This window comes from Halomonas sp. SS10-MC5 (genome assembly GCF_015992245.1).
GTDB classification, from domain to species: domain Bacteria; phylum Pseudomonadota; class Gammaproteobacteria; order Pseudomonadales; family Halomonadaceae; genus Halomonas; species Halomonas sulfidoxydans.
Genome location: NZ_CP065435.1, coordinates 544,391 through 567,897 on the forward strand (window position 1 = coordinate 544,391; position 23,507 = coordinate 567,897).

The 23,507-nt window shown below is 67.4% G+C and carries 24 protein-coding genes; 16 read left to right on the plus strand and 8 right to left on the minus strand.

Translation table 11 applies throughout. From position 1 onward, the window contains the following. Positions 1 to 115: 115 nt before the first annotated feature. Both I4484_RS02530 and trxB read left to right on the plus strand, forming a co-directional pair. Positions 116 to 325: a CPXCG motif-containing cysteine-rich protein gene (locus I4484_RS02530; RefSeq protein WP_197449476.1), complete on the plus strand. Its 210-nt coding sequence runs from the start codon at positions 116 to 118 to the stop codon at positions 323 to 325. Positions 326 to 461: 136 nt separating this feature from the next. Then, a complete protein-coding gene (trxB, locus tag I4484_RS02535; protein WP_197449477.1) occupies positions 462 to 1,412 on the plus strand; it encodes a thioredoxin-disulfide reductase in 951 nt (316 codons plus the stop codon). A 118-nt stretch (positions 1,413 to 1,530) separates the two neighbouring features. On the opposite strand, the gene I4484_RS02540 is transcribed toward trxB, so the two are convergent. Continuing rightward, positions 1,531 to 1,767, minus strand: coding sequence for a SlyX family protein (locus I4484_RS02540; protein ID WP_234283646.1), 237 nt, complete (start codon positions 1,765 to 1,767; stop codon positions 1,531 to 1,533). 128 nt (positions 1,768 to 1,895) lie between these two features. On the opposite strand from I4484_RS02540, the gene I4484_RS20950 reads away from it, so the two are divergent. Continuing rightward, positions 1,896 to 2,360, plus strand: a complete 465-nt coding sequence (locus I4484_RS20950; RefSeq protein WP_197449479.1) for a cold-shock protein — start codon at positions 1,896 to 1,898, stop codon at positions 2,358 to 2,360. Positions 2,361 to 2,553: 193 nt separating this feature from the next. Here the strand turns inward: I4484_RS20950 and I4484_RS02550 are convergent, their stop codons facing one another. The 7 genes from I4484_RS02550 to map all read right to left on the minus strand — a co-directional run bounded on the left by I4484_RS02550 (position 2,554) and on the right by map (position 10,331). Then, positions 2,554 to 2,961, minus strand: coding sequence for a hypothetical protein (locus I4484_RS02550; protein ID WP_197449480.1), 408 nt, complete (start codon positions 2,959 to 2,961; stop codon positions 2,554 to 2,556). A gap of 20 nt (positions 2,962 to 2,981) precedes the next feature. Beyond that, positions 2,982 to 4,154: a succinyl-diaminopimelate desuccinylase gene (gene dapE / locus I4484_RS02555; protein ID WP_197449481.1), complete on the minus strand. Its 1,173-nt coding sequence runs from the start codon at positions 4,152 to 4,154 to the stop codon at positions 2,982 to 2,984. Further along, the gene (gene dapD / locus I4484_RS02560; protein WP_197449482.1) at positions 4,141 to 5,166 is read right to left on the minus strand and encodes a 2,3,4,5-tetrahydropyridine-2,6-dicarboxylate N-succinyltransferase; all 1,026 of its coding nucleotides are present in this window, start codon (positions 5,164 to 5,166) and stop codon (positions 4,141 to 4,143) included. Before dapD ends, dapE begins: the two co-directional genes overlap by 14 nt. Positions 5,167 to 5,200: 34 nt before the next feature. Then, positions 5,201 to 5,545 (minus strand): Spx/MgsR family RNA polymerase-binding regulatory protein, encoded by a 345-nt coding sequence (locus tag I4484_RS02565; RefSeq protein WP_197449483.1) that lies wholly within the window; start codon positions 5,543 to 5,545, stop codon positions 5,201 to 5,203. Then, a complete protein-coding gene (gene dapC, locus I4484_RS02570; protein ID WP_197449484.1) occupies positions 5,545 to 6,744 on the minus strand; it encodes a succinyldiaminopimelate transaminase in 1,200 nt (399 codons plus the stop codon). Before dapC ends, I4484_RS02565 begins: the two co-directional genes overlap by 1 nt. Positions 6,745 to 6,846: 102 nt before the next feature. Next, on the minus strand, positions 6,847 to 9,528 hold the full coding sequence (locus tag I4484_RS02575) for a [protein-PII] uridylyltransferase (RefSeq protein ID WP_197449485.1): 2,682 nt from the start codon (positions 9,526 to 9,528) through the stop codon (positions 6,847 to 6,849). An 11-nt stretch (positions 9,529 to 9,539) separates the two neighbouring features. Continuing rightward, the gene (map, locus tag I4484_RS02580) at positions 9,540 to 10,331 is read right to left on the minus strand and encodes a type I methionyl aminopeptidase (protein WP_197449486.1); all 792 of its coding nucleotides are present in this window, start codon (positions 10,329 to 10,331) and stop codon (positions 9,540 to 9,542) included. A gap of 317 nt (positions 10,332 to 10,648) precedes the next feature. Here map and rpsB point away from each other — a divergent pair, with 317 nt between their 5' ends. From rpsB to lpxA, 13 genes are all read left to right on the plus strand, one after another. Then, a complete protein-coding gene (gene rpsB / locus I4484_RS02585) occupies positions 10,649 to 11,395 on the plus strand; it encodes a 30S ribosomal protein S2 (RefSeq protein ID WP_111412877.1) in 747 nt (248 codons plus the stop codon). A 168-nt stretch (positions 11,396 to 11,563) separates the two neighbouring features. After that, a complete protein-coding gene (tsf, locus tag I4484_RS02590; protein ID WP_197449487.1) occupies positions 11,564 to 12,433 on the plus strand; it encodes a translation elongation factor Ts in 870 nt (289 codons plus the stop codon). 115 nt (positions 12,434 to 12,548) lie between these two features. Further along, entirely contained in the window at positions 12,549 to 13,310 is a 762-nt protein-coding gene (gene pyrH, locus I4484_RS02595) for a UMP kinase (RefSeq protein ID WP_197449488.1), read from the plus strand. 4 nt (positions 13,311 to 13,314) lie between these two features. Next, positions 13,315 to 13,872, plus strand: coding sequence for a ribosome recycling factor (gene frr / locus I4484_RS02600; protein ID WP_197449489.1), 558 nt, complete (start codon positions 13,315 to 13,317; stop codon positions 13,870 to 13,872). Between the two features lie 92 nt (positions 13,873 to 13,964). Next, complete coding sequence (gene uppS, locus I4484_RS02605; RefSeq protein ID WP_197450895.1) at positions 13,965 to 14,711, plus strand: polyprenyl diphosphate synthase; 747 nt, start codon at positions 13,965 to 13,967, stop codon at positions 14,709 to 14,711. Beyond that, positions 14,704 to 15,504 carry a phosphatidate cytidylyltransferase gene (locus tag I4484_RS02610; RefSeq protein WP_197449490.1) on the plus strand — a complete coding sequence of 267 codons (801 nt, stop codon included), beginning with the start codon at positions 14,704 to 14,706 and terminating at the stop codon, positions 15,502 to 15,504. Before uppS ends, I4484_RS02610 begins: the two co-directional genes overlap by 8 nt. Position 15,505: 1 nt before the next feature. Further along, positions 15,506 to 16,699 carry a 1-deoxy-D-xylulose-5-phosphate reductoisomerase gene (gene ispC, locus I4484_RS02615; protein ID WP_197449491.1) on the plus strand — a complete coding sequence of 398 codons (1,194 nt, stop codon included), beginning with the start codon at positions 15,506 to 15,508 and terminating at the stop codon, positions 16,697 to 16,699. A gap of 42 nt (positions 16,700 to 16,741) precedes the next feature. Continuing rightward, complete coding sequence (rseP, locus tag I4484_RS02620; RefSeq protein ID WP_197449492.1) at positions 16,742 to 18,100, plus strand: sigma E protease regulator RseP; 1,359 nt, start codon at positions 16,742 to 16,744, stop codon at positions 18,098 to 18,100. A gap of 119 nt (positions 18,101 to 18,219) precedes the next feature. Then, complete coding sequence (gene bamA / locus I4484_RS02625) at positions 18,220 to 20,562, plus strand: outer membrane protein assembly factor BamA (RefSeq protein ID WP_234283627.1); 2,343 nt, start codon at positions 18,220 to 18,222, stop codon at positions 20,560 to 20,562. Between the two features lie 26 nt (positions 20,563 to 20,588). Then, the gene (locus I4484_RS02630) at positions 20,589 to 21,095 is read left to right on the plus strand and encodes an OmpH family outer membrane protein (RefSeq protein ID WP_197449493.1); all 507 of its coding nucleotides are present in this window, start codon (positions 20,589 to 20,591) and stop codon (positions 21,093 to 21,095) included. Between the two features lie 43 nt (positions 21,096 to 21,138). Beyond that, the gene (gene lpxD, locus I4484_RS02635; protein ID WP_197449494.1) at positions 21,139 to 22,179 is read left to right on the plus strand and encodes a UDP-3-O-(3-hydroxymyristoyl)glucosamine N-acyltransferase; all 1,041 of its coding nucleotides are present in this window, start codon (positions 21,139 to 21,141) and stop codon (positions 22,177 to 22,179) included. Between the two features lie 118 nt (positions 22,180 to 22,297). After that, complete coding sequence (gene fabZ / locus I4484_RS02640) at positions 22,298 to 22,741, plus strand: 3-hydroxyacyl-ACP dehydratase FabZ (protein WP_197449495.1); 444 nt, start codon at positions 22,298 to 22,300, stop codon at positions 22,739 to 22,741. Beyond that, positions 22,738 to 23,505 (plus strand): acyl-ACP--UDP-N-acetylglucosamine O-acyltransferase, encoded by a 768-nt coding sequence (lpxA, locus tag I4484_RS02645; protein WP_197449496.1) that lies wholly within the window; start codon positions 22,738 to 22,740, stop codon positions 23,503 to 23,505. Before fabZ ends, lpxA begins: the two co-directional genes overlap by 4 nt. Positions 23,506 to 23,507 lie beyond the last annotated feature (2 nt).

The following is a 23,507-nucleotide window of genomic DNA, read 5'->3' on the forward strand; positions in this document are numbered from 1 at the left end:
ATGGTCATGATAGGCCCCCCTTTCAAGCGCTGCCCAAGGTTTCTATGCTGAACGAAAACCGTTGCGTGGCGCTGCCGCCCCGGTAGGAGAGGGCGAGCGCCGGGAGTTTCCCGTCATGCATGAAGAACAGCTCGATACTCATCCGGTCCACTGCCCCTACTGCAGCATGCCTTTCGACCTGCCAGTCGATGTCTCGCAAGGCAGCCATCAGACGTGGGAAGACTGCCCCTACTGCTGTGCGCCGATCCAACTGCGGGTGGAAGTGTCGCCGATGACGGGAGAGCTCGATGCCCTGGTGCTTGGGCGCGACGACGAAGTCCTGTGAAGACGCGGGCCGGGGCGACGCCCTCGGCATCGTAGGCTGGTACAATGGCGGCAACCCTATGCCCCGGCGGGTTGCCATGGCAGCGACCGGGACATGACAAGCCTCATCCTGTTTTCGAGCTGCGAGGATTCCCTTCATGAGCGAAGCGCGTCACGAACGCCTGATCATTCTCGGTTCCGGCCCGGCCGGCTATACCGCCGCGGTCTACGCGGCGCGGGCCAACCTCAAGCCGGTGCTGATCACCGGCATCCAGGCCGGCGGCCAGTTGACCACCACCACCGACGTCGACAACTGGCCCGGCGACGATGCCGGCGTGCAGGGACCGGAACTCATGGAGCGCATGAAGCGCCATGCCGAACGCTTCGATACCGAAGTGCTATTCGACCACATCCATGAGGTGGACCTGCGCAACCGTCCCTTCACTCTGAAGGGCGACAGCGGCAGCTACACTTGCGATGCGCTGATCGTCGCTACCGGCGCCAGCGCCCGCTACCTGGGGTTGCCCTCCGAGCAGCAGTACATGGGCCAGGGGGTGTCGGCCTGCGCCACCTGCGATGGCTTCTTCTACCGCAACAAGGAGGTGGTGGTGGTGGGCGGCGGCAATACCGCCGTGGAAGAGGCGCTCTACCTCTCCAACATCGCCTCCAAGGTGACCCTGGTGCACCGGCGCGACAGCCTGCGCGCCGAGAAGATCCTGCAGGATCGCCTGCGCGAGAAGGCCGAGAGCGGCAACGTGGTGCTCGAGTGGAACCACGTGGTGGAGGAAGTGCTGGGCGATGCCAGCGGCGTGACCGGTGTGCGCGTACGCTCCACCGTGGATGGCGGCGTGAAGGAGATCGCGGCGCCGGGGGTGTTCATCGCCATCGGCCACAGCCCCAACACCGGCATCTTCGAGGGCCAGCTCGAGATGCACGACGGCTACATCAAGGTGAAGTCCGGCCTCGAGGGCAACGCCACGGCCACCAGCGTGCCGGGCGTGTTCGCCGCCGGCGATGTGATGGATCACGTCTACCGCCAGGCGGTGACCTCCGCCGGCACCGGCTGCATGGCGGCATTGGATGCGGAGCGCTACCTCGATGACCTGTAGAACGCGGCTACGCCGCTGCAGAGGGAAGAGCGGCGCTGCGCACCTGGAAGACAGAAGAGAAAACCTTGGGTCGAGGAGAGGTAGCCATGGGCTGGCTTTCCTCTTCTCCCTTCCTTCTTCAGTAATGCGGCGGCACTTCGTCCTGCGCTGACGGTGCCGCCATCTCCGAATCCTGTAGCGCCCGCTGCTGGTCGCGCAGCTTTTCCTGCATCAGGGCGTTGATCCGCTCGAGCTGCGCCAGGCGCCGCTCCTGGGCAGCCACCGCCTGGTCCAGCGTATCCAGCCAGTGTTCCTGATAGGCAATCCGGCTCTCCAAGGCTTCCAGTCGGGTGGCGAGCGCCTGGGAAAGGCTCATGCTAGAATCGTCGCGCTGCGTGTCGCTGTTCATCGTGACACCTTCATTGGTCGGCGGGGCCTCGGGTCGCGTCGTCATCGAACATCCTGTTTCTTCAATTCCCCATAACAAGTGAGCAATACGGATCCATGAATCGCAAGGTCATCATTCGCTGTACGTTGGTCAGCCTGTTGCTGGCGCTGCCGGCGCCGTTGCTGATTGCCCTGTCCCTGGCCCTGGCCGATGCCGGCCTGCCCCAGCAGCTCCTGACCCTGCTGGAGCCCGGCGGCTATGCGGTGGGTTATGTCACCGTCTCCCTCGCTGTCTTCGTGCTGCTGCTCATCGCCACGCTGTCCACCCAGGCGCTGAACCCGCAGCTGGCGGTGCTCGCCGCCGTGGAGAACGACGATCGCGAGATCGGCGAGGTCAAGTGGTTCAACGTCAACAAGGGCTACGGTTTCATCAAGCGCGAGAGTGGCGAGGACGTCTTCGTCCACTTTCGCGCCATTCGCGGCCGCGGCCATCGTACCCTGGCCGAGGGCCAGAAGGTGCGCTATCACGTGATCGAGAACGAGCGGGGATTGCAAGCCGACGACGTCACGGTCATCACTTGAGCGAAGCGCCTGCGCTCGACCAGGCGTTGTTGGAATTGCAGCGCGAGAGGCTCATTTACTAAAGTAAACTCCGCTCTCTCGCTGCAATCCCGCCTAGCCTGGCCATCACTCGGCAGCTTCTCGCATTGAGTCTCACTCTAACCAACCCATCGCCCTGCATGTTTCAGAACATGCGGGGCGATGTCGTTTCGAGTCACTGGCCGGAGTCGGGCCAGTCGATGGCATTTTCGCTGCCGTCGGGCAGCACCTGCCAGAAGCGGTCGGGGTCGTCGCCGGGCTGCCAGCCGCCCAGCGAGCAGCGTACCTCGCAGCCGAGCCGTGCAGCGGCGTCGCGGGCGCAGTCGCAGTCTCTCAACCACGGCGTGTGCGAGCTGTCGAACCACAGGCTGGCGAAGCCGTCGGCGGCCTTCTCGACCAGCAGCACCGGGATCTCGTGCCCGGCGTGATGGCCGCGGGTCTGCCACTTGCCGCGCCCGGCACCGCGCAGCGGGGCGGCATCCAGCGTCTCGCCGAGCCAGGCATCGATCGCTCCCGGCTGAGGGTGGCGCAGGTAGATCTCGATGTCCGGGTAGCGCATGTGGCTGTCGTGCGGGTGTGGCATGGTGAACCCTCTTGGCGCGGTCAGGGCCGGGCGGTGCCGTTGACGAAGAGCCTGGCCAGGATCGCTTCGTAGATCCGGCTCAGGTCGTCGAGGTCGGCGGCGCGAACGTGCTCGTTGGTCTGGTGTATGGTGGCATTGCGTGGCCCCAGTTCCACCACCTGGCTGCCCAGCGTGGCGATGAAACGCCCATCCGAGGTACCACCGCTGGTCGAGAGCCGCGGGCGGCGGCCGAGCACGCTTTCCACGCCGTGCAGGGCGGCATCCACCAGTTCGCCCTCGGCGGTGAGGAACGGTTCGCCGTTGAGCGTCCAGTCGAGCTGGTACTCGAGGCCGTGGGCATCGAGGATCGCCTCGGTGCGTGAGCGCAGCTGCTCATGGGTCACTTCGGTGGAGAAACGGAAGTTGAACACCGCCTCCACCTCGCCGGGGATCACGTTGGTGGCCCCGGTGCCGGCGCGCAGATTGGAGATCTGGAAGCTGGTGGCCGGGAAGAAGTCGTTGCCGCCGTCCCAGTGCTCGCGCACCAGCGCGTCGAGTGCCGGCATGACCTGGTGGATGGGGTTGCGCGCCAGGTGCGGGTAGGCCACGTGGCCCTGGATGCCGCGTACGTGCAGCACGCCGCCGAGCGAGCCGCGGCGGCCGTTCTTGATCACGTCGCCTAGCACGTCGGTGGAGGAGGGCTCGCCGACGATGCAGTAGTCGAGCCGCTCGTGGCGTTCACGCAGGTGTTCGACCACGGCCCGGGTGCCATCCACCGCGGGGCCCTCCTCGTCGGAGGTGATCAGGAAGGCAATGCGGCCGTGGTGATCGGGGTGGGCGGTCACGAAGCGCTCCACCGCGGTGACCATCGCTGCCAGGCTGCCCTTCATGTCGGCCGAGCCGCGGCCGCGCAGCATGCCGGCCTCGTCGATGACGGGTTCGAAGGGAGGCGTGTCCCAGTGGGTGTGGGGGCCGCTCGGCACCACGTCGGTATGGCCGGCGAAGGCCAGTACCGGGCCGTGATGGCCATGGGTCGCCCAGAAGTTCTCCACGTCGCCGAAGGGCAGGCGTTCGACCTGGAAGCCCAACCGCTCCAGGCGCTCGATCATCAGCGCCTGGCAGCCGAGGTCGTCGGGCGTGACCGAGGGGCGGCGAATCAGCTCGAAGGCGAGCTGCAGGGTCGCGGAGAGCCCCTGTGGATCAGTCGTTGGCATGCAGGGCCTCGTTGAGCGCGATGGCGCTCTTGTTGGTCAGGCACTCGATGCGACCGTTCTGCGAATTGCGCCGCAGCAGCAGGTCGCTCTGGCCGGCCAGTTCGCGCGCCGCCACGGTCTTGACCTCCTGGCCCTGGTCGTCGAGCAGGGTGACCTTGGCGCCGGCGGTGATGTAGAGCCCGGCCTCCACGGTGCAGCGGTCGCCCAGCGGAATGCCGATGCCGGCATTGGCGCCGATCAGGCAGCCCTCGCCCACCTTGATGACGATGTTGCCGCCGCCGGAGAGGGTGCCCATGGTGGAACAGCCACCGCCCAGGTCGGAGCCCCGGCCCACCATCACGCCGGCGGAGACGCGGCCCTCGATCATGCCCGGGCCCTCGGTGCCGGCGTTGAAGTTGACGAAGCCCTCATGCATGACGGTGGTGCCTTCGCCCAGGTAGGCGCCCAGGCGCACCCGCGCGGTGTCGGCGATGCGCACGCCGCTCGGCACCACGTAGTCGGTCATCTTGGGGAACTTGTCGACGCAGTCCACCGACAGGGCGCGGCCCTCCAGGCGCGCCTTGAGGCGACGGGCGGGCAGCTCCTCGATGTCGATCGGGCCCTCGCTGCTCCAGGCCACGTTGCGCAGCAGACCGAACATGCCGGTGAGGTCGACGCCGTGCGGCTTGACCAGGCGGTGCGACAGCAGGTGCAGCTTGAGATAGACCTCGGGGGCGCTCTGCGGCGGCAGGTCGCTGTCGAGGAAGGTGGCGACCAGCGGACGCTGGCTGGCGGCCAGTGCCTCGGCCAGCTCGGCCTGGGCCACGTGACCCGCCGCCCTGAGTGCCTCGGCCAGCGTGGCGCAGTGCTCCGGCAGGAAGCTGACGGCGCCGTTGCCGGTGGGAACGTCGAGCACCTTGCCCACGGCCTCCACCAGGCTGGCATCCGGCTTGAGCAGCGGCGCCGGATAGTAGATCTCCAGCCAGTCGCCCTGGGTGTTCTGGGTGCCGATTCCGAAGGCAAAACTCAGCATGGGGGTGTCCTCACGTCTTGAAGGGGGATGGGCCTCAGCCCTTGAGATCGTCGTAGTCGCCGTCGCGGTAGCCGACGCGTATTTCGTCACCGGTATCGAGCAACGGCCGCTTGAGCAGGGTGGGGTGGGCCATGAGCAATGCACGCACCTTGTTGGCGTCGAGGTCCTGCTTGTCCTCCTCGGGCAGGTTGCGCCAGGTGGTGCTGCGCCGGTTGATGGCCTCCATCACGGGGACCCGGGCGAGGATGTGCTCGAGCAGCGCGGCGGAGAGGCCGTCCTCGCGCAGGTCGTGGACCTGATAGGGCAGGCCCTTCGCGTCCAGGGCCTGGCGCGCCTTGCGGCAGGTGTCGCAGTTCTTGATCACGAAGAGGGTCGCCATCATGCACTCCTTTCGATGAAACGGCGAATGCGCCGGGCGGCTTCCACGGTGGCGTCGAGGTCGGCGACCAGCGCCAGGCGGATGCGGCCCGCACCGGGATTGGTGCCGTCGTGGCCCTGGCGTCCCATGTAGGCGCCGGGAAGCACGCTGACGTGCTCGGCGGCAAACAGCGCCCGGGCGAAGGCCTCGTCGTCACCGCCCGGCACCGCCGGCCATAGGTAGAAACTGGCCTCGGGGGAGGGAAATTCAAGTACCGGGGCAAGCATCTCGGTCACCGCGGCGAACGTCTCGCGGTAGGCGTCGCGGTTGGCACGCACGTGAGCTTCGTCGTTCCAGGCGGTGATCGAGGCGTGCTGCAGCGGCAGCGACATGGCGCAGCCGTGATAGGTGCGGTAGCGCTTGAACGGCGCGATCAGCTCGGCGTCGCCGGCGACGAAGCCGGAGCGCAGCCCCGGCAGGTTGGAGCGCTTGGAGAGCGAATGGAACACCAGGCAGCGCCGGTAGTCGTGGCGGCCGAGGGCGGCGCAGGCCTCGAGCAGTCCCGGCGGCGGGGCGTCCTCGTCGAGGTAGAGCTCGGAGTAGCACTCGTCGGAGGCGATGATGAAATCGAACTCGTCGGCCAGGTCAATCAGCTTCTCGAACTCGGCGCGCGGCGTTACCGCCCCGGTGGGGTTGCCCGGCGAGCAGAGGAAGAGGATCTGCACCTCGCGCCAGGTCTCGGGCGGCACGGCATCGAAATCGGGGCGAAAGCCGTTTTCGGCCCGGCAGTCGAGGTAGAGCGGCTGGCCGCCGGCGAGCAGGGTGGCGCCCTCGTAGATCTGGTAGAAGGGGTTGGGTACCGCCACCCGGGCCGGACGGCGGCGGTCCAGGGCGGCCTGGACGAAGGCGAAGATCGCCTCGCGGGTGCCGTTGACCGGCAGCACCTGGCGCTCGGCGTCGAGCCCCTCGAGGCCGAAGCGCCGTGTGGCCCAGCCGGCGATGGCGTCGCGCAGCTCGGGAATGCCGGCGGTGGCCGGGTAGCGGGCGAAATCCTGCTGGTGGGCCTGGAGCGTCGCCAGGGCGGCAGCGAAGGGGGCGTGCTGCGGTTCGCCGATGGTCAGCGGGATGTGCGCGAGCCCCGTAGGGGGCGTCACGCCGGCCTTCAGCTTGGCCAGCCTTTCGAAGGGATACGGCTTGAGGGCGTCGAGGTCGGGGTTCATCGGTGTCCAGGCGCCGTGGGGCGGCGTCGTTGTCGTGTCTGCGGGCAGACCGACGATTATAGGGAAGCGCCAGGCTCGCCTCAAACCCGGACGTGGCGGGCGTCAGCCCGCCACGTCCAGCACCTCGATCAGCCGCTCGCGCAGGCGCTGCTGACGGGCGGGGTCGGTCAGCGGTGTGCCCGTCTTGTCGGTAATGAAGAAGACGTCCTCGACCCGCTCGCCCAGGGTGGCGATCTTGGCCGCCGAGAGCGAGATGTCCTGCTCCATGAAGATGCGTCCGACCCGGGCCAGCAGGCCGGGGCGGTCGGGGGCGGTCAGCTCCAGCAGGGTGCGCTCGTTGGCCGGGTCCTGCTCGATCAGCACCTCGGTCGGTACCTTGAAGTGGCGCAACTGGCGCGGGGTATGACGGGTGACGATCTGCGGGTAGTCGTCGGGGTCGTCGAGCTCCTCGACCAGATGCGCGCGGATCTCCTCGATGCGGTTCGGGTCGCGGATGGCACGGCCCTGGTCGTCGAGCACGATGAAGGTGTTGAGCGTCCAGTCGTTGCTCGAGGTGGCGATGCGCGCGTCGTGGATGGAGAGCCCGAGCTGCTCCATGGCGGCGGCGGTGGCGGCGAACAGGTCGTCCACCGAGCGGGTGTGGATGAACACCTTGGTGCCGCCGTCGGTCATGTCGTCGGTGGGGGCGCTGATCAGGATCAGCGGCAGCGGCGACTCCCCGTGGGCCAGGATGCCCATGGTCTGCCAGGCGATCTCGCTGGGCGCGTACTGCAGGAAGTACTCCTCCCCGAGCGACTCCCACAGGCGGTCGACCCGGTCGATGTCGGCCCCCACCGTGGCCAGCAGCGAGCGCGACTCGCTGCGGGTCTCGCGCACCCACTCCTCGCGGTCCAGCGGGTTGTCCAGGCCGCGGCGCAGGGCGCGCTTGGTTTCGGCGTGGAGCTGGCGGAGCAGCGAGGCGCGCCAGCCGTTCCACAGCGTCGGGTTGGTGGCGTTGATGTCGGCCACGGTCAGCACGTAGAGGTAATCGAGGCGGATCTCGTCGCCGACCTGGGCGGCGAATTCGCGGATCACGTCGGGGTCGGTGATGTCGCGCTTCTGCGCCACCATCGACATCACCAGGTGATTCTCCACCAGCCAGCTGACCAGCCGCGTGTCGCGGCTCGACAGGCCGTGGCGCTCGGCGAAGCGCTCCACGTCGCGGGCACCGAGGAGCGAGTGGTCGCCGCCGCGTCCCTTGCCGATGTCGTGGTAGAGACCCGCGATCCAGAGCAGCTCGAGCTTGGGCAGCTGGTGCACCAGCGCTGCCGCCACCGGGAAGTCATCGCGCGCCTCGGGCTTGCGAAACTGGTGGATGAACTTGAGCAGGCGCAGGGTGTGGGCGTCCACGGTGTAGATGTGGAACAGGTCGTGCTGCATCAGGCCCACCGCCTGGCCGAACTCGGGCAGGTACTTGCCCAGCACGCCGTAGCGGTTCATGCGCCGCAGTTGGCGCGCCACGTTGCCGCTGGAGCAGAGCAGCGACATGAACAGGTGCTGGTGCTGGGCGTCGTCGCGGTAGAGGTCGTCGATCAGGTGGCGGTTGTCGCGAATCAGGCGGATGGTGTCGGCGCGCACGCCCTCGATCTCGGGGTGCTCGGCCATCAGCAGGAACAGCTCGAGCAGCGCATAGGGGTGGTCGCGAAACACCGAGCGGGTGCGCGCCTTGATGTAGCCGCCCTCGATCACGAAGCGCTCGTTGAGATCGGCGGTCTCCAGACGCTCGCCGCTGCGCAGGATCGCCTCGTCGAAGTGCTGCAGCAGCATGTCGTTGAGACCCGCCAGCGCCGTGACGTGGCGGTAGTAGCGCTTCATGAACTGCTCGACGGCGAGCCGCTCGGGGGTGTCGCGAAAACCGAACAGCTCGGCGATGGTGCGCTGGTGGTCGAACAGCAGGCGATCCTCGGCGCGGCCGGTGAGCATGTGCAGCGCATAGCGCACCTGCCACAGGAAGGCCTGGCCCTGGCTCAGGATGCGCAGCTCGGCATCGTTCATGAAGCCGTTCGCCACCAGATCCTCGTAGCGCTGGCTGCCGAAGTGGCGCTTGGCCACCCAGCCGATCATCTGGATGTCGCGCAGCCCGCCCGGTGAACTCTTGATGTTGGGCTCGAGGTGGTACTCGGAGTTGTTGAAGCGGTGATGGCGGGCGATCTGCTCCTGCCACTTGGCCTCGAAGAATCGGTCCGACGGCCACATCCGCTCGCGGGCGATGCGCGCCTTCATCGCCTCGCGCAGCGACTCGGGGCCGGCCAGGAGGCGCGACTCCATCAGGTTGGTGATGACGGTGATGTCGCCTTCTGCCTCGCGTTCGCAGTCGGCAAGCGAGCGCACGCTGTGGCCGATCTCCAGGCCGATGTCCCACAGCAGGGTGATGAAGGCGGTCAGTCCTTCGCGGTAGGGCGTGTCGTCGTCGTCCTCGAGCAGCAGCATCAGGTCGACGTCGGAGTGCGGATGCAGCTCGCCGCGGCCGTAGCCGCCCACGGCGAGCAGCGCCACGCCGTCGTCGGGCCAGTCGTGCAGCGACCACGCCACACCGAGCAGCTGGTCGAGGCACCAGGCCCGACCGTGCACCAGATCGCGGATGTCGGCACCGGCATGGAAGCGCTCGTCGAGCCGGCGCTGGATGTCGCGCAGCGCTGTCTTGAACGGCGCGATGGGTGAACGCGTGCCGGCCAGTTCGCGGCGGAAGGTCTCGGCGTCGAACAGCGTCTCGTCGGGCACGAAGCGGTAGTGGTGCAGGAGCATGTTGGCTCGACTCAGTGGTCGAGGAAGGAGAAGTCTTCCTCGTGGCGCGCGGTGAGCACCTCGACGCCGGTCTCGGTGACCAGCAGCGTGTGCTCCCACTGCGCGGACAGGCTCTTGTCCCGGGTCACGGCGGTCCAGCCGTCGCGCAGCACCTTGGTCTGGTGGCCGCCGACGTTGATCATCGGCTCGATGGTCAGGCACATGCCGGCGGCCAGGGTGGCATCGGCCTCGGGGGCATAGCCGTCATAATGCAGTACCTGCGGGTCCTCGTGGAAGCCGGCACCGATGCCGTGGCCGCAGAAGTCGCGCACCACCGAGTAGCCGTTGGCCTCGGCGTGGCGCTGGATGGCGCGGGCCAGCTCGGAGAGGCGTACGCCCGGACGTACCAGCGCGATGCTCTTGTACAGGCACTCCTGGGTCACGCGGCACAGCCGCTCGCCCTGGATGTTTTCGCCGACGATGTACATGGCGCTGGAGTCGCCGTGGTAGCCGTCGGCGGTCTTCACGGTGACATCGATGTTCATGATGTCGCCCTTCTTGAGCTTCTTGGCCGGATCGGGGATGCCGTGGCACACCACGTGGTTGAGCGAGGTGCAGATCGACTTGGGGAAACCGTGGTAGTTGAGCGGCGCCGGCGTGGAGCCCAGCTCGTCGACGATGTAGTCGTGGCACAGCCGGTCCAGCTCGCCGGTGGTCACGCCGGCCGTGACGTGCGGTGCTATCATTTCCAGCACGCTGGCGGCCTGGCGGCCGGCCTCGCGCATCTTCTCGATCTCGTCGGGCGTCTTGATGGGTATGTTCATGGAATCTCGGTTCAGAGGGGTTGCAGCGCCGGCAACGTGGGCCAAGGACGGCGGGCGACTTCATCTCGTTGGCGAACTATGGTATAAAGCCGCGCGCTTTCCTGCAATCGTCGCCCGCCATGGCCCCGGCCCGGCCGGCAGGCGAGACGCCGAGGGCGCCGGCGCCAGGTCGCGACAGGTCGCGGCTCGAGCCGTCAACTCAACAGCCTTGAAAACACACACGTACCGGCACATGGTCCCGGGTGCTGCCGCGGTCTAGCCCGGCGGTCGGATCCATGGGGTGCGTGGAGGCCTAACCCGATTTTCAGGAGTCATCCATGGCACATGTCAACATGCGCGACCTGCTCAAGGCGGGCGCACACTTCGGTCACCAGACCCGTTACTGGAACCCGAAGATGGGCAAGTTCATCTTCGGCGCCCGCAACAAGATCCACATCATCAACCTCGAGCACACCCTGCCGGCCCTCAACGAGGTAATCGACGTGGTCGAGAAGATGGCGGCGGCCAACAACAAGATCCTGTTCGTCGGCACCAAGCGCAGCGCGAGCAAGATCATCAAGGAAGAGGCCAACCGCGTCGGCATGCCCTTCGTCAACCACCGCTGGCTCGGTGGCATGCTGACCAACTACAAGACCATCCGTCAGTCGATCAAGCGTCTGCGCGACCTCGAGACCATGCGCGAGGACGGCACCTTCGAGAAGCTGACCAAGAAGGAAGTCCTGATGGCGACCCGCGAGCAGGACAAGCTCGAGCGCTCCATCGGCGGCATCAAGGAGATGGGCGGCCTGCCCGACGCGCTGTTCGTGATCGACGTCGACCACGAGCGCATCGCCATCAACGAGGCGAACAAGCTCGGCATCCCGGTCATCGGCGTGGTCGACACCAACTCCGATCCGGACGGCGTCGACTACGTGATCCCCGGCAACGATGACTCCATCCGTGCCATCCAGATCTACGTCAAGGCGATCGCCGACGCCTGCGCGCGGGCGAAGGAAGGCCGTCCCGACGAGTTCGTCGAGGTCACCGAGGGTGAGAGCGGCGACGCGGCGGCCGCTGCCGAGTAACGGCGAGTCGCCCGGGCCGGCGCTGTTGGCCCGGGCGGGCGGCCAGCCCAGGCGGCCGCCCGCCACCGCTCCGCTGCGGCGGAGCGGGATTGCACCGGGCCCACGGGTCCGGCGCCCTTATTCCCAGGTCGAACCTACCCGGGTTCCACTTATCGAGAGGTGAATACCATGGCAGCGATCAGCGCTTCCCAGGTCAAGGAACTGCGCGAGCGTACCGGGCTCGGCATGATGGAGTGCAAGAAGGCGCTCACCGAAGCCGATGGTGACATCGAGGTCGCCATCGAGAACCTGCGCAAGAGCTCCGGCCTCAAGGCCGCCAAGAAGGCCGGCCGTACCGCCGCCGAAGGCGCCGTGGCGACCCGCGTCGCCGAGGACGGCAGCTACGGCGTGGTAGTCGAGATCAACTCCGAGACCGACTTCGTCGCCCGCGATGCCAACTTCAAGGCCTTCGCCGACCAGGTCGCCGACGCCTTCTTCTCCGCCAAGAGCGAAGACGTCGCCGCGGTGATGGAGGGCGCCCTCGAGAGCGCTCGCGAGCAGCTGGTGCAGAAGATCGGCGAGAACATCGGCGTGCGTCGTTGCGCCGTGGTCGAGGCGCCGGAAGGCGCGCTGGTGGGCGAATACGTCCACGGCGGCCGTATCGGCGTGCTCACCGTGCTCAAGGGCGGCAACGCCGAGGTGGCCAAGGACGTCGCCATGCACGTGGCCGCGATCAACCCGGCCGTGGCGCGTCCCGAGGACATGCCGCAGGAGCAGCTCGACAAGGAGAAGGCGATCATCCTGGCCCAGCCCGACATGGCCGGCAAGCCCGAGCAGATCGCCGAGAAGATGGTCGAAGGCCGCCTGAAGAAGTACCTGGCCGAGAACAGCCTGACCGAGCAGCCCTTCGTCAAGGACCCGAACCAGTCCGTGGCCGAGTTCGTCAAGGCCGCCGGCGGCGAGGTGATCGGCTTCACCCGCTTCGAGGTGGGCGAGGGCATCGAGAAGGAAGAGGTCGACTTCGCCAAGGAAGTCATGGAACAGGCTGGCCGTCGCTAAGGTCAGAGGTTCCAGCTCGAGAATGGCGTGCGCGCGAGCGCACGCCTTCTCGTATCCGGCCCCCGCGTCGGCTGTAGTAGAGTTGCTTGATCCCCTTGCGCCCAGGAGAGATGCCATGTCCACGCTCGATCACGTCGATAACCCCGCCAAGACCCGCAGCGACAAGTCCAAGTACAAGCGCATCCTGCTCAAGCTCTCCGGCGAGGCGCTGATGGGCGAACACGACTTCGGCATCGATCCCCAGGTGCTCGATCGCATGGCGCTGGAGATCGGTCAGCTGGTGGGCATCGGCGTGCAGGTCGGCATCGTCATCGGCGGCGGCAACCTGTTCCGCGGCGCCGCGCTCAACGCGGCCGGCATGGACCGGGTCACCGGCGACCACATGGGCATGCTGGCCACGGTGATGAACGCCCTGGCCATGCGCGACGCCCTGGAGCGCTCCAATATCCGCTCACGCGTCATGTCCGCCATTCCCATGAGCGGCGTGGTGGAGCACTACGACCGGCGTACCGCCATCCGCTACCTGACCTCGGGAGACGTGGTATTGTTCTCCGCCGGTACCGGCAACCCCTTCTTCACCACCGACTCCGCGGCCTGCCTGCGCGGCATCGAGATCGATGCCGACGTGGTGGTCAAGGCCACCAAGGTGGACGGCGTCTACGACAAGGACCCGGTGAAACATGCCGATGCGGTCAAGTACGATCATCTGAGCTACGATAATGCGCTCGATCAAAAGCTCGGCATCATGGATTTGACCGCTATCTGCCTGGTGCGGGACCATGACATGCCGGTTCGCGTCTTCAACATGAACAAGCCGGGCGCCCTGCTGAACCTGGTGGTGGGCGGCAAGGAAGGCACGCTGATAGACAGAGGTTGATACCGTGATCAATGACATCCAGAAAGATGCTGAGAGTCGCATGAAGAAGAGCCTCGACGCCCTTCATGCCAACTTCAACAAGATCCGTACCGGGCGTGCTCACTCCAGCATCCTCGACTCGGTCACCGTCGAGTACTACGGCAGTCAGGTGCCGCTCAACCAGGTCGCATCGGTCAACGTCGAGGACGCCCGCACTCTCTCCGTGGTGCCCTGGGAGCAGAACATGGTGCCCAAGATCGAGAAGGCGATCATGACTTCCGACCTGGGCCTGAACCCGGCGAGTGCCGGCAACGTGATCCGCGTGCCGATGCCGATGCTCACCGAGGAGACCCGCAAGGGCTACATCAAGCAGGCGCGCGCCGAGGCCGAGAACGCTCGCGTGGCGGTGCGCAACGTGCGTCGCGATGCCAACAACGACATCAAGGCGCTGCTCAAGGAGAAGGAGATCTCCGAGGACGAGCAGCACCGCGCCGAAGAGGCGATCCAGAAGCTGACCGACAAGTACATCGGCGAGATCGACAAGCAGCTCGAAGTGAAGGAACACGACCTGATGCAGGTCTGAGCAGCGCCGGGCGGCGCCCGCAGCGACGCCGCCTGGTCCTTCCATTCCCATTGCGAGACATCATGACGTCAGCGCAGACTTCCGCATCGCAGATGCCACCGAAGCCCCCCGGCGACGACCTGCCGCGACACGTGGCGATCATCATGGACGGCAACAATCGCTGGGCGCGAGCACGCGGGCTGTCCGGCATTCGTGGTCACCGTGCCGGCGTCGAGGCCGTGCGAGCGGTCATTCGCCGGGCCGCCGAGCGCGGCATCCAGACCCTCACGCTGTTCGCCTTTTCCAGCGAGAACTGGCGCCGCCCGGAGGCCGAGGTGCGCGCCCTGATGGAGCTGTTCCTGATCGCGCTCAAGCGCGAGGTGAGAAAGCTGCATGACAACGGTATCCGGCTCTCGGTCGTCGGCGATCGCAGCGCCTTCTCTTCCTCGATCCAGAAGTACATCGTGCGGGCCGAAGAGCTCACCCGCGACAATACCGGCCTGCACCTCGTCGTCGCCGCCAACTACGGCGGCCGCTGGGACATCGTCAACGCCGCGCGACACCTGGCCATGCGTGTCGCACACGGCGAGCTCGAGCCCGACGCCATCGACGAGCACGTCTTCCAGCGGGAGCTGTGCCTGGGCGACGAGGCGCCGATCGACCTGTGCATCCGCACCAGCGGCGAGCAGCGCATCTCCAACTTCCTGCTGTGGCAGATGGCCTACGCCGAACTCTACTTCACGCCGCTGCTGTGGCCGGACTTCGACGGCCAGGCCTTCGACATGGCGATCGATGATTTCTGCCGGCGCCAGCGTCGCTTCGGCATGACCGACGAACAGATCGAGGCGAAGGGTGCTTAGACAGCGGATCGTGACGGCGGCATGGCTGGCGCCGCTGATGCTGGCCGGCCTGTTCGGCCTCTCGGGAGGGCCTTTTGCCGCTTTCACCGGCCTCGTCGTGCTGCTGGCCGCCTGGGAGTGGACCAACCTCGCGGGGGTGGCCGAGACGAGCCGCCGCCTGACGCTGGTGGGTGTCCTGGCCGTGCTGATGACGCTGCTGTGGTGGCTCGGCGCGGCGCTGGCGGTATGGCCGCTGTGGCTCGCCGTGGCCGGCTGGGCGATCAACTTCTACTGGGTCGTCCACTACCCGGCGAAGCGCGAGCAGTGGGGCTCGACGGCCGCGCGGCTGGCCATGGGGCTGTGGGTGCTGCTGCCGGCCTGGGTCGGGTTCAACGTGCTGCGCGACAGCGGCGGCGTGTGGTTGCTCTACGTGCTGTTACTGGTATGGGGCGCCGATATCGGCGCCTACTTCTGCGGGCGCGCCTGGGGCCGGCGCAAGCTGGCGCCGGGGGTGAGCCCCGGCAAGTCCTGGGAAGGCGTGGCCGGCGGCGTGGCCGTGACCCTGCTGCTGGCGCTGCTGTTCGCCGTGTGGCAGGGGCTGGGCGTGGCCGCTGGCCTGGGGCTCATGGTGGTGACCGCGGGGGTGACGCTGGTCTCGGTGCTCGGCGACCTGCTCGAGAGCATGCTCAAGCGCTTTCGCGGCATCAAGGACTCCAGCAACCTGTTGCCCGGGCACGGCGGCGTACTCGACCGCATCGACAGCCTGACCGCGGCGGTGCCGCTGTTCGCACTGCTCTCCACCGGGATGCTGTGACATGAGCGGTCCGTTTCGGCAGCAGGGCGTCACGGTACTCGGCGCCACCGGCTCCATCGGCACCAGCACGCTCGACGTGGTCGCACGCCATCCCGAGCGCTACCGGGTGCATGCGCTGACGGCGCATCGCTCGCGCGAGGCGCTGCTGGCCCAGTGCCTGCGTCATCGGCCCAGCCTGGCCGTGCTCGACGAGGAGCACGACGCCGCCTGGCTGCGCGAGCGGCTGGCCGGGGCGGGCCTGGCGACCGAGGTACGGGCCGGCGAGGCGGCGCTCGTCGAGGTCGCCAGCGCCGCCGAGGCGGACGTGGTGATGGCCGCCATCGTCGGTGCCGCGGGGCTGTTGCCGACGCTGGCCGCGGTGCGCGCCGGCAAGCGCGTGCTGCTGGCCAACAAGGAGGCGCTGGTGATGTCCGGGGCGCTGTTCATGGACGCCGTCGCGCGCCACGGCGCCACGTTGCTGCCGATCGACTCCGAACATAATGCCATCTACCAGTGTCTACCACCCGAACACCGCGGCGGCCTCTCCCGCCATGGCGTGACCCAACTGCTGCTGACGGCCTCCGGTGGGCCTTTCCGCGGCTGGTCGTCGGAGCGCCTGGCCACGGTGACGCCGGCGCAGGCCTGCGCCCACCCCAACTGGTCGATGGGGCGCAAGATCTCGGTGGATAGCGCCACCCTGATGAACAAGGGGCTGGAACTGATCGAGGCGTGCTGGCTGTTCGACGCCCGCCCTGAGCAGATTCAGGTGGTGGTGCACCCGCAGAGCGTGATTCACTCCATGGCCGCCTACAGCGACGGCTCGGTGCTGGCCCAGTTGGGCAACCCGGACATGCGCACGCCGATCGCCTACGGCCTGGCGTGGCCGGAGCGCATCGCGGCCGGCGTCGAGGCGCTGGACCTGTTCCGGGTCGCGCGGCTCGACTTCGAGGCGCCGGATGAGGTGGCCTTCCCGTGCCTGCGGCTGGCGCGCGAGGCGATGCAGGCGGGAGGCACGGCGCCGGCCGTGCTCAACGGCGCCAACGAGGTGGCCGTCGATGCCTTCCTGGCGGGGCGCCTGAGCTTCCCGGGCATCGGCGAGCTCGTGGCGGAGGTGCTGGAAGCGCTGCCGGTCGAAGCCGGCGGGGACCTGGAAACCATCCTCGGCGCCGATGCCCGGGCGCGCCAGGCGGCGCGCGAGAGGCTGCAAGGGCGCTGAGCCGATTCGCCGACGGCGTCGTGACTTTTCGAGGAGACTGATTTGGGCCTGATCCAGAACGTGCTGGCCGTCATCGTGGTGCTGGGCCTGTTGATCACCTTCCACGAATTCGGCCATTACTGGGTGGCACGCCGCTGCGGTGTCCGGGTGCTGCGTTTTTCGGTCGGCTTTGGCAAGCCGATCTGGTCCCGTGTCGATCGGCATGGGACCGAGTTCGCCGTGGCGGCGGTTCCGCTCGGCGGCTACGTCAAGATGCTCGACGAGCGCGAGGCGCCGGTGCCCGGCGACCAGCTCCACGAGGCGTTCAACCGCAAGACGGTATGGCAGCGCATCGCCATCGTCGCGGCGGGGCCGCTGGCCAACTTCCTGCTCGCCATCGTCGCCTACTGGGCGCTGTTCGTGGCCGGCACCTCCACGGTGGCGCCGGTGGTGGGCGAGGTGGCCCCCGGCTCGCCGGCGGCCCGCGGTGGCCTGCAGCCGGGCCAGGAAATCGTCGCAGTGCAGGGGAGCGAGGTGCGCTCCTGGGACGAGATCAACCTGCGCCTGATCGCCGCCATCGGCTACAGCGGGGAACTCACCCTTCAGGCCCGCGAGGACGCCGCGGCCGACCCCCGTGACTATCGCCTGCCGGTGGAGGACTACCTGGTGCGCCAGGAGCCGCCCCAGCCGCTGGCCACCCTCGGCATCACTCCCTGGCAGCCGAGCATCCCCGCGGTGCTGGGCCAGGTGATCGACGGCGAGCCCGCCGCCGAAGCGGGGCTGCGCCCCGGCGACCGGATACTGGCCGTGGACGGCAGCGCGGTCGAGGAGTGGATGGACTTCGTCAGCGTGGTGCGTGCCAGCCCCGGCGAGACGCTGGAGCTGGAGGTCGCGCGCGGCGACGAGCGCTTCGCCCTGACCCTGGTGCCGGGCGAGCGCGAGCTCGAGACGGGGGCGGCGATCGGCTATGTCGGCGCCGGCGTCGAGGCGGCCGAATGGCCGGAGGAGTTCCGCCGCGAGATTCGCTACGGTCCCGTGGCGGCGGTGGGGCAGGCCATGAGCCGTACCGGCGAGATGACGCTGCTGACCCTGGATGCCATCCGCAAGATGCTGGTGGGGCTGATTTCGCCGACCAACCTCTCGGGGCCTATCACCATCGCCCAGATGGCGGGGGATACGGCGCGCACGGGGCTGGAAAGCTTCGTCAGCTTCCTGGCCTACCTCTCGATCAGCCTGGCGGTGCTCAATCTGCTGCCGATTCCGGTACTTGATGGTGGCCACCTGCTTTACTATCTCGTCGAGGTGGTGCGCGGCCGGCCGGTGTCGGAGCGGGCCCAGGCGTTCGGGCTGCGGATCGGTCTGGCGCTGGTCGGCATGCTGATGCTGATGGCCCTCTATTTCGATCTGATGCGTCTCTGGTAGCAAGCGCCCCACAGGGGCACAGGGAGGCAGAGCTTCGCTCTGCCTTGTCAGTCACCCGCACATATGTATATGGTGCCTGTCTGGACAGGCAGGCGGATCAACGCGAGCGAAGCGACTGCATGAATATCAAGACCCTCGGACTGGCGGCACTGCTGCTGGCCGGTTCCAGTACGGTGCTGGCCGAATCTTTCGAAGTATCCGACATTCGCGTGGAGGGGCTGCAGCGGGTTTCCGCCGCTTCCGTCTTCAACGCCTTCCCCATCAGTGCGAGTGATCAGGTGGATGACCGTGAGCTGGCCGAGGCGGCCCGCAGCTTGTTCGCCACCGGCCTGTTCGAGGACATTCAGCTCGCCCGCGACGGCAACGTGCTGGTCATCCAGGTCGTCGAGCGGCCGACCATCTCGCGGCTCAACATCACCGGCAACAGCAAGATCTCCGAGGAGGACCTGCGTCGCGGGCTGCGCGAAGGCGGGCTGGCGGAGGGCCAGGTGCTGCAGATCTCGACGCTCGAGGACATCCAGCGCGAGCTCGAGGGGGTCTACCAGGCCCAGGGGCGCTACAGTGCCCGCATCGAGACCAGCGTGCGCGAGATCGACGAGGGGCGGGTCCAGGTCGACATCGACATCAACGAAGGCGCGGTGGCCAAGATTCGCCAGATCAACATCGTCGGCAACCGCCAGTTCGACGACGACGAGCTGCGCGAGGTGTTCGAGCTCAACGATCGCCCCGGGCGCTTCTTCGGCTGGTTCTCGAAGGACGAATACTCGCGTGAGGCGCTGGCCGGCGACCTGGAGCGGCTGCGCTCCTTCTACCTCGACCGCGGCTACGTCAACTTCAACATCACCTCCACCCAGGTCTCGATCAGCCCCGACAAGTCGCAGATCTTCGTCACCGTCAACGTCGACGAGGGCAGCCAGTACCGCCTGGGCGATATTCGCTTCGCCGGTGATCTCGAGATCTCCGAGCGCGAAGCGCGCGGCCTGCTGCAGGTGGAGAGCGGCGATATCTTCTCGCGCAGCGACGTCACCGCCTCCACCGAGGCGCTGCGCTCGCGGCTGGGCGCCGAGGGCTTCGCCTTCGCCCGGGTGGAGGGCGTGCCCGAGCCGCGCGCCGACGGCGAAACGGTCGACCTCACCTTCAGCGTCGATCCGGGGCGCCGCGCCTACGTACGCCGCATCAACTTCATCGGCAACACCACCACCCAGGACGAGGTGCTGCGCCGCGAGATGATCCAGATGGAGGGGGCGCCGGCTTCCACCGAATCGATCAGCCAGTCACGCCGCCGCCTGGAGCGCCTGGGCTTCTTCCGTCAGGTCGAGGTGGAGACCCAGCCGGTGGCTGGCGAATCCGACAAGCTCGACGTCACCTATACCGTCGAAGAGCAGCCCTCCGGCTCGGTCTCGGCGAGCATCGGCTTCTCCCAGAGCGCCGGGGTGATCTACGGCGCGGCGCTGGCCCAGAACAACTTCCTGGGTACCGGCAATCGCGTCAACATCGGCGCCCAGCGCAGCGACACCTTCACCAGCGTCAACTTCGGCTTCACCGATCCGTACTGGACGCTGGACGGCATCTCGCGTGGCTACAACCTGTTCTACCGCGAGACCGACTACGAAGATTCGGACATCTCGACCTACTCCACCGACGCCTATGGCGCGGGGATCAACTTCGGCTACCCGGTCAGCGAGCTGTCGCGGCTCAACTTCGGCGCCAGCGTCGAGGACCTGACGGTCAAGACCTATCGCGACACCGCCTCGGAAATCGTGCGCTACGTCGACGAGCAGGGCGACAACGCCCAGAGCCTCAAGCTCACCGCGAGCTGGACCCGCAACAACCTCAACCGCGGCATCATGCCGACCTCCGGCGACTATCAGCGCGTGTCGCTGGAGACCGCGGCGCCCGGCAGCGACGCCGACTACTACAAGCTGCGCGCGCGTGCCCAGCAGCTCTTCGCCCTCAACGAGGAGGAGACCTGGGCGCTCAAGTTCGGCACCACCCTGGGCTACGCCGACAGTATCGGCAGCGATCCCTATCCGTTCTACGAGAACTTCTTCGCCGGTGGCCTGGGGTCGGTGCGCGGCTTTACCGCCAATACCCTGGGCGAGCGCACCACGCCGCGCGAATCCGGACGCGACCGCACCCTGGGCGGCAACATCCTGGTCGAAGGCAGCGCCGAGCTGCTCTTTCCGCTGCCCTTCATCGAGGACCAGCGCTCGCTGCAGACCGGCTTCTTCGTCGACGCCGGCAATACCTTCCTGACCAGCTGCTATCCGGTGGTGGAGGGCGACGGTCCCTCGCGCTGCTCGTCGGGCGTCGACCTGGGTGAGCTGCGCTACAGCATCGGCGTGGGGCTCTCCTGGCTCACTCCGGTCGGCCCGCTGACCTTCAGCATTGCCGAGCCGCTCAACGACGAGAGCGGCGACGACACCCAGTTCTTCCAATTCTCGCTGGGCCAGACGTTCTGAGCCGGCCTGCCAAGAGGGTATTTCGCATGCGCAAGTTGACCGCCATTCTCTGCCTGGGCCTGTTTGCCGTCCTGGCCGTACCGGCTCACTCGGCCGAAGTCGCGCTGCTGGACTGGCGCCGTGCGCTGCTCGCCTCCGATGCCGCCCAGCGCTCCATGCAGGACCTCGAGAGCCGCTTGTCCGGCCAGCAACAGGAGGCCCAGTCGCTGGGTCAGGAGCTGTCCCAGCTGCAGCAGCGGCTGCAGCAGGAGGGCGACAGCCTGCCCGATGCCGAGCGCCAGTCGCTGATCCAGGAGTTCCAACAGAAGGGCGGCCGCTTCGAGCAGCTGCGCCAGCAGATCATGGAGGAGCAGATGCGCGCCGAGCAGGAGTTCCTGCAGCAGGCCGAGCCGAAGCTGGAGGAGGCGGTTGGCCAGGTGATCGAGCGCCACGGCGTCGAGGTGTTGGTGGAGCCCCAGGGCGTGCTGCACGCCGAGCAGGAGCTGCCCAACCTGACGGACGAAGTGATCGAAATCCTCAATTCTCTCAACTGATCATTGCGGCAGCTTCTGCCGCACGCTGTCGATACGGGTTTCCATGAAGCACCCTGTTACTCGCGAATTCACCCTGGCCGAACTGGCCGAGCGGCTCGGCGCCCACCTGGAGGGCGATGGTGGCCGCCGGGTCCGGGGCCTGGCCACCCTGAGGGAGGCCGGTCCCGATCAGGTCGCCTTCGTGGCCAACCGCTCCTACCTCAAGGACCTCTCGGCAACCCGGGCCGGTGCCGTGCTGCTTCAGCCCGAGCATGCCGCCGCCTGCCCGGTGGCGCGTCTGGAACTGGCAAACCCCTACCTAGGCTACGCCCAGCTGTCGCAGCTGTTCGACCCGATCCTGGCCCCCCCGCGGGGAGGCATCCACCCCGCGGCCGTGGTGGCCGATGACGTGGTGCTGGGCGAGCGGGTCGAGGTCGGCCCCAATGCCGTGATCGAAGCCGGCGTGGAGCTGGGCGACGAGGTGGTGGTCGGCGCCGGCTGCTTCATCGGCGCGGGCTCGCGCATCGGTGCGGGCTCGCGGCTGCACCCCAACGTCACCGTCTGCCATGGCGTGGTCGTCGGGGCACGGGCCATTCTGCACAGCGGCTGCGTGATCGGCGCCGATGGCTTCGGCTTCGCCCACGACGGTGGTCGCTGGCACAAGATCGCCCAGCTCGGCGGCGTGGTGCTGGGCGACGACGTCGAGGTGGGCAGCTGCTCCAGCATCGACCGCGGCGCGCTCGACGACACCGTGATCGGCAACGACGTGAAGATCGACAGCCAGGTGCAGATCGCCCACAACGTGCGCATCGGCGACCACACGGCACTGGCCGGCTGCGTCGGCATCGCCGGCTCCACCCGGGTGGGCAGGAACTGCATGCTGGGCGGCGGCGTGGGGCTCGCTGGCCACCTCACCATCGGCGACGGGGTGCAGGTCACCGGCATGAGCCTGGTGACCAACTCGATTCACGAGCCGGGCGTCTACTCCTCGGGCACCGGGGCCATGACCAATGCCCTGTGGCGCAAGAATGCGGTGCGCTTCAAGCAGCTCGATGACTTCGCCCGACGCCTGGCGCGCCTCGAGAAGCGCGGCCGGGAGGGTTGAGACAGGATCGGGCGGCGCTATAATTCCGCCTGCCTGATGCAGGTGTTCTTGCGGGAAGCCCGGGCGACGCGCGCCGCGCTCGCAATGGCTTCCCTACTTCATTTCAGAGGTCGCTACGATGGTAATGGACATCAACGAGATTCGCGAATACCTGCCGCACCGATACCCGTTCCTGCTGATCGACCGGGTGACGGAGCTGAGCCTTGGCGAAGCCATCGTTGCCTACAAGAACGTCAGCATCAACGAGCCGTTCTTCAACGGCCACTTCCCGCACCACCCGATCATGCCCGGTGTGCTGGTGCTGGAGGCGATGGCGCAGGCCTGCGGCATCCTCGGCTTCAAGACCGTCAACAAGCTGCCGGCCGACGGCTATGTCTATTACCTCGTGGGCAGCGACAACGTGCGTTTCAAGCGGCCGGTGATGCCGGGAGACCGGCTGCGGCTGGAGGCGAAGGTCGAGCGTGAAAAGCGCGGCATCTGGAAGTTCGCCTGTCGTGCTACGGTAGATGGCGAGCTGGTCTGCGAGGCCGACGTCATCTGTGCGGAGAGGAAGGTTTCTTGATACATACCACTGCCATCGTCGACCCCGGGGCACGTCTGGCCGAGGATGTGGAGGTCGGTCCCTTCAGCGTGATCGGGCCCGACGTCGAGATCGGTCCCGGCAGCCGCATCGGTCCGCACGTGGTCATCAAGGGGCCGACCGTGCTGGGGGCGCGGACCCGCATCTTTCAGTTCGCCTCGGTGGGAGAGGACTGCCAGGACAAGAAATACGCCGGCGAGCCGACGCGCCTGGTGATGGGCGACGACAACGTCATTCGTGAATGCGTGACGCTGCATCGCGGCACCGCCCAGGATCGCGGCGAGACCACCATCGGTTCGCGCAACCTGTTCATGGCCTATGTGCACGTCGGCCACGACTGCGTCATCGGCGACGACTGCGTGCTGGCCAACCAGGCGACCCTGGCGGGGCATGTGACCCTGGGCAACTTCGCCATCCTCGGCGGGCTGTCGGCGATCCACCAGTTCTGCCACTTCGGCGATCACGCCATGGCCGGCGGTGGTTCGATCATCACCAAGGACACCCCCGCCTTCGTCATGATCAACGGCAATCCGGCCCGGGTGCACGGACTCAACCAGGTAGGGCTCAAGCGGCGCGGGTTCTCGACCGAGGCGATCAAGGCGCTGAACGAGTGCTACCGTCTGGTCTATCGTCAGGGATTGACCATCGCCCAGGCGCTGGAGGAGATCCGCCGCCGCTACTCTCTGGCCGAAACTGAAGCCTTCGCCGCGTCCATCGAGGTCTCGACACGCGGCATCATACGCTGACG

Excerpts from the sequence above, each read along its gene's own strand:
- I4484_RS20950 (WP_197449479.1), top strand. The coding sequence starts at position 1,896 with ATGAATCGCAAGGTCATCATTCGCTGTACGTTGGTCAGCCTGTTGCTG.
- I4484_RS02565 (WP_197449483.1), bottom strand. The coding sequence starts at position 5,545 with ATGGCGACCCTCTTCGTGATCAAGAACTGCGACACCTGCCGCAAGGCG.
- fabZ (WP_197449495.1), top strand. The coding sequence starts at position 22,298 with ATGGTAATGGACATCAACGAGATTCGCGAATACCTGCCGCACCGATAC.
- I4484_RS02575 (WP_197449485.1), bottom strand. The coding sequence starts at position 9,528 with ATGCTCCTGCACCACTACCGCTTCGTGCCCGACGAGACGCTGTTCGAC.
- bamA (WP_234283627.1), top strand. The coding sequence starts at position 18,220 with ATGAATATCAAGACCCTCGGACTGGCGGCACTGCTGCTGGCCGGTTCC.
- map (WP_197449486.1), bottom strand. The coding sequence starts at position 10,331 with ATGAACATACCCATCAAGACGCCCGACGAGATCGAGAAGATGCGCGAG.
- tsf (WP_197449487.1), top strand. The coding sequence starts at position 11,564 with ATGGCAGCGATCAGCGCTTCCCAGGTCAAGGAACTGCGCGAGCGTACC.
- dapD (WP_197449482.1), bottom strand. The coding sequence starts at position 5,166 with ATGCTGAGTTTTGCCTTCGGAATCGGCACCCAGAACACCCAGGGCGAC.
- rpsB (WP_111412877.1), top strand. The coding sequence starts at position 10,649 with ATGGCACATGTCAACATGCGCGACCTGCTCAAGGCGGGCGCACACTTC.
- I4484_RS02630 (WP_197449493.1), top strand. The coding sequence starts at position 20,589 with ATGCGCAAGTTGACCGCCATTCTCTGCCTGGGCCTGTTTGCCGTCCTG.
- ispC (WP_197449491.1), top strand. The coding sequence starts at position 15,506 with ATGAGCGGTCCGTTTCGGCAGCAGGGCGTCACGGTACTCGGCGCCACC.
- lpxD (WP_197449494.1), top strand. The coding sequence starts at position 21,139 with ATGAAGCACCCTGTTACTCGCGAATTCACCCTGGCCGAACTGGCCGAG.
- trxB (WP_197449477.1), top strand. The coding sequence starts at position 462 with ATGAGCGAAGCGCGTCACGAACGCCTGATCATTCTCGGTTCCGGCCCG.
- uppS (WP_197450895.1), top strand. The coding sequence starts at position 13,965 with ATGCCACCGAAGCCCCCCGGCGACGACCTGCCGCGACACGTGGCGATC.
- I4484_RS02550 (WP_197449480.1), bottom strand. The coding sequence starts at position 2,961 with ATGCCACACCCGCACGACAGCCACATGCGCTACCCGGACATCGAGATC.
- I4484_RS02540 (WP_234283646.1), bottom strand. The coding sequence starts at position 1,767 with ATGAGCCTTTCCCAGGCGCTCGCCACCCGACTGGAAGCCTTGGAGAGC.
- pyrH (WP_197449488.1), top strand. The coding sequence starts at position 12,549 with ATGTCCACGCTCGATCACGTCGATAACCCCGCCAAGACCCGCAGCGAC.
- I4484_RS02530 (WP_197449476.1), top strand. The coding sequence starts at position 116 with ATGCATGAAGAACAGCTCGATACTCATCCGGTCCACTGCCCCTACTGC.
- dapC (WP_197449484.1), bottom strand. The coding sequence starts at position 6,744 with ATGAACCCCGACCTCGACGCCCTCAAGCCGTATCCCTTCGAAAGGCTG.
- dapE (WP_197449481.1), bottom strand. The coding sequence starts at position 4,154 with ATGCCAACGACTGATCCACAGGGGCTCTCCGCGACCCTGCAGCTCGCC.